The sequence below is a fragment of the Bordetella petrii genome (assembly GCF_020991325.1).
GTDB classification, from domain to species: domain Bacteria; phylum Pseudomonadota; class Gammaproteobacteria; order Burkholderiales; family Burkholderiaceae_B; genus Bordetella_A; species Bordetella_A petrii_E.
Genome location: NZ_JAJMLX010000267.1, coordinates 1 through 6076 on the forward strand (window position 1 = coordinate 1; position 6076 = coordinate 6076).

The window sequence follows — 6076 nt, forward strand, 5'->3', positions numbered from 1 at the left end:
AGCCAGGCCTGGGCCAATTTGTCGGCGCACGGGATCGGTCGGCGTGCCGCCGGGGCATACTGCGGTGGAAGTGGCCTGTGGCGGCCGTGCGTCGGCATCCTGCATGTCTGTCTCCGGTTGATTCTCGAAAAACCCGCAGGGGCTTTCTGCCCTTGGGGGCGGCCCGGCGCAAAGGAATTGCGCGGCTGCCAGAGCCGCGCAAGTGCCAGGATTCAAGCCGTTGCAGGCTCTTTGTCCCACTCGAGCAAGGCACGCGCCACTGGCGCCACCTGTTGCCGCTCGGCCTCGGACAGGCCCGTCAGCAGAGGCAGCATGGGCCCCATGTCGGCCACGCCGGCCAGTGTCACCGCATCGTGCAGCACGCGTATGGGGCTGATTCCGTCACGGCAGTCTTCCAGACCGAGGTAGCGCTGGCGCACCTGCTCGGCGTCGTCGAAACGCCCTTCGTGCAGCAGTTGCAGCAGGCGCATCGAACCGCGCGGCGCCACGCAAACCGATCCGGACGTGAAGCTTTTCAGGCCGAACTGGCGGAAATGGGTGATGGCGGGGCGCTCGCCGATGCCGCTGACCAGCCACCGCGAATCCACGGCCTGCAGCAGCGCGGACAGATAGGGGTCGTTGGCCGGTTCGTCGCACACCACGGCATACTTCAGCGCCACGATGCGGCCTTCATCGATCAGGCCGGCCACAGTATCGGGCTGAAGGTAGCCGGACGATTTCAGATACACCACCACGGGCTTGCCCAGCGCGTCGCTGAAACGCCGCACGCCGTCGGCCAGCCCTGCATCGGTGTAGGGGAACGACATGGGCAGCAGCATGGCGGTGGGAAAGGCGCGCGTGCGCAGGATGGCGGCCTGGTCGATCAGCTTGCCGTAGTCCGGGCCCGCGGAAGGCAGCACCCAGGTGTCGTCGCCGGCCGTCTCGGCCAGGAAATCCACCAACTGCGCGTATTCGCTCACGGCGACGTTGTAGAAATTGGCATTGCCGCCGTACATCACGTTGCGCACGCCGCCCTGTTCCAGGTGGCGCAGCAATGCCTTGTTGGCATCCTCGTTCAGCGACAGATCGGCCCGGCGCGCCAACGGCGGAACGGCAATGACGGAACGCTGCAGGTCGGCGGCGGTGACCGGGGTGGTTTTCATGACGATGACTCCTGGAATCCTGGTTGGCAGAAAGCGATGGTTGAAAAAAGTATACTTGGTTGACAAGTAAAACCTCAATACCTATATTTGTCTTACAAGAATTCGGCAACGCCGGACTTACCCACGGCGGCCCGCAGTCCGGGCCGGCGCGGAACGAAGACGAACCGCCACGATGCGCCGCCGGGCGCACACCGAGGAGACACTGCATGCTTGTCAAGAAACCTGTCCGCGCCCTGTTGGCCGGGCTGTCCATGGCCGCGACACTCGCGGCGGCGGCCGCAGCCCAGGCGGCCGACGCCTATCCGTCGCGCCAAGTCACCATCCTGGTTCCCTTCCCCGCGGGCGGCACCACCGATATCGCGGCCCGCGTGGTGGCCACGGAACTGGGCAAGGCCTGGAACCAGCCGGTGGTCATCGAGAACCGGGCTGGCGCGGGCGGCAATGTGGGCACCGCCGAGGCCGCGCGCGCCCAGCCCGATGGCTATACCCTGCTGATGGGCACCGTCAGCACCCATGCCATCAACCAGTCGGTATATGCCAAGCTGCCCTACGATCCCGTGGGCGACTTCACGCCGGTGACGCTGGTCATTCCGGTGCCCAATATCCTTGAACTGAACCCGGCATTCGCCGACAAGCACAATATCAAGTCCGTGGCCGACCTGATTGCCTACCTGAAGGCCAATCCTGGCAAGGTAAATATGGCTTCCACCGGTAATGGCACGTCCACCCACCTGTCGGGCGAACTGTTCCAGGCCATGACCGGCACCAAGATGACGCACGTGCCCTACAAGGGCAGCAGCCCGGCGCTTACCGACGTCATGAGCGGCTCGGCCGACCTGATATTCGACAATCTGCCCTCGTCGATGGGCTTTCTGAAAGCAGGCAAGCTGCGTCCGCTGGCCGTGACCAGCGCCGAGCGTTCGCCCGCCTTGCCGGATGTGCCCACGCTGGCCCAAGCCGGGGTGGACGGCTACGACGCCTCCAGCTGGTTCGGGCTGCTGGCTCCGGCCGGCACGCCACCCGCCATTGTGGAACAGGTGCAACGCGACGTCGCGAAAGTGCTGCAGATTCCAGCGGTTCGCGAACGCTTCGCCACGCTGGGCGCCGTGCCGTCGGGCAATACCCCCGCGCAGTTCAAGCAGTTCATGGCCGCTGAAGCCCGGAAATGGGCCGAAGTGGTCGAACAATCGGGCGCCCGCGTAGACTAGCGCGGCGGTTTCGCCACTTTCCAAGCCGCCGGGGCGCGTGGCCGGCGGCCTTTCCAACAACACGCGCACCAGGAGACATTGTGAACAAACTGATCAGCGCTATCGCGACCGCCGGCCTGGCTTTGCTGGGCGGCGCCACGGCCCAGGCGGCATCCTTCCCCGAGAAGCCGGTCACCATCATCGTGCCTTTCGTGCCGGGCGGCTCGTCGGACATCACGGCGCGTTCCGTCATGCCGGGCATGCAGAAACTGCTGGGCCAGAGCTTCGTGGCGGAAAACAAGCCCGGCGCCAACAGCGCCATCGGCGCCCAGGCGCTGGCCCGTTCGCCCGCCGACGGCTACACCATGATGGTGGGCTCGATCGGCACCTTTGCCATCAACGAAGCCTTGTACAAAGAACTGGCCTACAACCCCAGCAAAGACTTCAAGTACCTGACCCAGGCGGTGCGCAACCCCAACATCCTGGTCGCGCCGCCCTCGTTCCCGCCCAACACCGTGGCCGAATTGGTGGAATACGCCAAGAAACATCCGGGTGAGGTCTCGTATGCCTCGTCCGGCACGGGTTCGTCGGACCACCTGTCGGCCATCCTGTTTCGCCAGCGCACCGGCACCACCGGCGTGGATGTTCCATACCGCGGCGGCGCCGCCGCCATCGCCGACCTGCTCGGCGCGCAGGTCAACGTGTCGTTCCAGAACCTGGGTGCTGTGCAGAAGCATGTGCTGGCCGGCAAGCTGAAGGCCCTGGCCATCACCGGCGACGCGCGCGCCGCCGAACTGCCCAACGTGCCCACCCTGGCCGAAGCCGGCATCAAGGACATGGTGGTGTATTCCTGGCAGGGCTTCGCCGTGCCCAAGGACACGCCGGCCCCGGTGGTGAAAACCCTGTCGGACGCGCTGCGCAAGACCCTGCGCGAACCAGACGTCACCAAGACACTGCAGGGCCTGGGCTTCGAGGTGGTTGCCAATTCGCCCGAGGACTTCGCCAAGTTCCAGCAGGCCGAAGTCCAGCGCTGGAAGCAGGTCATCAAGGAAGGCGGCATCCAGTTGCAGTAGCCCGCAGGGCCGCCCGGCGCGCCGCGGCCTGTCCCGCGCGCGCGCCGAATCAAGTAGCATTTGTTCTTCTGTCCACCCACCCCTACACGCACATGACCACCAAGCAACGCATTCTCCAGGTCGGCTCTTTGTCCGGCTCTCCTTCGGCCAACCAGCGCCTGGCCGATGGCTATGACGTTTTCGAGCTCTGGAAGCACGGCGACCGCAAGGCCGCGCTGGCCGAGCATGGCAAAGGCATCACGGCCCTGGTGACATCGGCATCCATTGGCGCCAACGCCGAGCTCATCAACGCGCTGCCCGACCTGAAAGCCATCTGCAGCTGGGGCGTGGGCTACGAAACCATCGACGTGCAAGCCGCCCGCGAACGCGGCGTGGTGGTCAGCAACACGCCCGACGTGCTGACCGACTGCGTGGCCGACCTGGCCTGGGGCCTGATGATCGCCGGCGCCCGCCGCATGACGCTGGGCGACCGCTACGTGCGCGCCGGCCGCTGGGGCCAGGTGCACGGCAGTATTCCGCTGGGCACCCGCGTCAGCGGCAAAAAGCTGGGCATCATCGGGCTGGGCCGCATCGGCCAGGCCATTGCCCGCCGCGGCGACGGCTTCGACATGGAAGTGCGCTACCACAACCGCCGCGCCCGCACCGACGTGCCCTACCAGTACGAAGCCTCGCTGGTCGAGCTGGCCCGCTGGACCGACTTCCTGGTGGTGGCCACGGTGGGCGGGCCGGAAACCCGGCACCTGGTCAACCGCGAGGTCATCGAGGCGCTGGGCCCCAAGGGCATCATCGTCAACATCGCGCGCGGCCCTGTCATCGACGAACAGGCCCTGGCCGGCGCGCTTGAAAGCGGCAAGCTGGGCGGCGCCGCGCTGGACGTGTTCGAACACGAACCCAACGTACCCGACGCCCTGAAAGCCAGTGACAACACCGTGCTGCTGCCCCACATCGGCAGCGCCAGCTACGAAACGCGCATGGCCATGGAAGACATGATGCTGGACAATCTGCAATCGTGGTTCCACAGCGGCAAACTGGTCACGCCGGTGGACTGAACCGGCCCCATCCCGCCGTGCCCGCAAGAAAGCCCCGAATTTGAATTAACCCCCGAAAGTTGGACGAGATCCAGCCTTCGGGGGTTTTTGCATTGCGGCGTTTTCGCAGGCGCGAACTGCGGCGGGCTCAGATTTCCCGTTCTTCGGTCTTCAGGTGATTGTCGCGGGCGAAATCGACCACGAACTTGTAAGCCAGGGGCTCCAGGTCGCGCAGCCGCAGGTCGACCACAATGCCGCGCACCCCATCGATCATGACGGGCAGCACATAGGGGGAATACGTCAGGTGGCCGCCCACCGAGCCGGGCGGGCGGAACTGGGCCATGACACCGGCCAGGCGTTCGGCCCAGTCGCTGGGACGGAACCGGGCGCCGCTTTCGGTGACACCGTGAATGACGAATTGTTTGACGCGAGTTGCCATGAGCTATTTTCACCACGGGCGGTTTGCACAGAGTTCAGATCGGCCATGCGCAAAGATGCGGCCCGCGCCGCGAATTGTATATGATTGGTCTTTTGGCTTCGCGGTTCCCGTCATGACACCACCTACGCACCAGACTGGCCCCTTGCGGCACTTCCTGCAGTTCCGGGACTTCTCCCCGGCCGAGATCGCCTATGTGCTCGATCGCGCGCGCCTCATCAAAGACAAGTTCAAGCGCTACGAGCCCCATATGCCGCTGCACGACCGCACCCTGGCCATGGTGTTCGAAAAGGCCAGCACGCGCACCCGCGTCTCGTTCGAGGCCGGCATGTACCAAATGGGCGGCTCCGTCATCAACCTGACCTCCAACGATTCGCAACTGGGGCGTTCCGAACCCATCGAAGACACGGCGCGCGTCATCTCGCGCATGGTCGATATCGTCATGATCCGCACGTTCGAGCAAACCCGCATCGAACGCTTCGCCTCGCATTCTCGCGTTCCGGTCATCAATGGCCTGACCAACGAATTCCATCCCTGCCAGATCCTGGCCGACATTTTCACTTACATCGAGCACCGCGGCCCCATCGCCGGTAAAACGGTGGCCTGGATCGGCGACGCCAACAATATGTCGTACACCTGGCTGCACGCCGCGGAAATGCTGGGCTTCACCCTGCATGTTTCCACCCCGCCCGGCTACGAACTCGACCCGGCCCGCGTCGGCACCCCGCCGGCTGGCGTGCTGCGCCAGTTCACCGACCCCATCGAGGCCTGCCGCGGCGCCCACCTGGTGACCACCGACGTCTGGACCAGCATGGGCTACGAGGCCGAAAACGACGCCCGCCGCGCCGCCTTCGCCGACTGGTGCGTGGACGCCGACATGATGGCCGCCGCCGACACCCAGGCTGTCTTCATGCACTGCCTGCCCGCCCACCGCGGCGAAGAGGTCACCGGCGAAGTCATCGACGGCCCCCAAAGCGTGGTCTGGGACGAAGCCGAAAACCGCCTGCACGTGCAGAAAGCCCTGATGGAATTCCTGCTGCTGGGCCGCATCGACTGAGTTTCGGCCCCTCCTCGAAGCGTTACGCGCTTCCAACTGGCGACGGGCACGGAACGGTCCTCAAGGGATTGAGCCGACGCAGTCCCGCGGCGCCCGGGCGGGTGGCGCCGGCGAATTGGGCGGCGGGGCAGCACGCGCAGCGTGCCGAGGGCG

The 6076-nt window shown here is 65.6% G+C and carries 6 protein-coding genes; 4 read left to right on the top strand and 2 right to left on the bottom strand.

The window, feature by feature from the left end; all coding sequences use genetic code 11:
- Nucleotides 1–212: 212 nt before the first annotated feature.
- Nucleotides 213–1142, bottom strand: a complete 930-nt coding sequence (locus LPZ50_RS20345; protein ID WP_230664389.1) for a dihydrodipicolinate synthase family protein — start codon at nucleotides 1140–1142, stop codon at nucleotides 213–215.
- 206 nt (nucleotides 1143–1348) lie between these two features.
- On the opposite strand from LPZ50_RS20345, the gene LPZ50_RS20350 reads away from it, so the two are divergent.
- From LPZ50_RS20350 to LPZ50_RS20360, 3 genes are all read left to right on the top strand, one after another.
- On the top strand, nucleotides 1349–2350 hold the full coding sequence (locus LPZ50_RS20350) for a tripartite tricarboxylate transporter substrate binding protein (RefSeq protein WP_230664391.1): 1002 nt from the start codon (nucleotides 1349–1351) through the stop codon (nucleotides 2348–2350).
- An 80-nt stretch (nucleotides 2351–2430) separates the two neighbouring features.
- Nucleotides 2431–3402, top strand: a complete 972-nt coding sequence (locus tag LPZ50_RS20355; protein ID WP_230664393.1) for a Bug family tripartite tricarboxylate transporter substrate binding protein — start codon at nucleotides 2431–2433, stop codon at nucleotides 3400–3402.
- Nucleotides 3403–3494: 92 nt separating this feature from the next.
- Nucleotides 3495–4451 carry a 2-hydroxyacid dehydrogenase gene (locus LPZ50_RS20360; RefSeq protein WP_230664395.1) on the top strand — a complete coding sequence of 319 codons (957 nt, stop codon included), beginning with the start codon at nucleotides 3495–3497 and terminating at the stop codon, nucleotides 4449–4451.
- A 127-nt stretch (nucleotides 4452–4578) separates the two neighbouring features.
- Here the strand turns inward: LPZ50_RS20360 and LPZ50_RS20365 are convergent, their stop codons facing one another.
- Entirely contained in the window at nucleotides 4579–4869 is a 291-nt protein-coding gene (locus LPZ50_RS20365; protein WP_230664397.1) for a DUF3579 domain-containing protein, read from the bottom strand.
- Nucleotides 4870–4981: 112 nt separating this feature from the next.
- On the opposite strand from LPZ50_RS20365, the gene argF reads away from it, so the two are divergent.
- Nucleotides 4982–5923 carry an ornithine carbamoyltransferase gene (argF, locus tag LPZ50_RS20370; RefSeq protein ID WP_230664399.1) on the top strand — a complete coding sequence of 314 codons (942 nt, stop codon included), beginning with the start codon at nucleotides 4982–4984 and terminating at the stop codon, nucleotides 5921–5923.
- Nucleotides 5924–6076 lie beyond the last annotated feature (153 nt).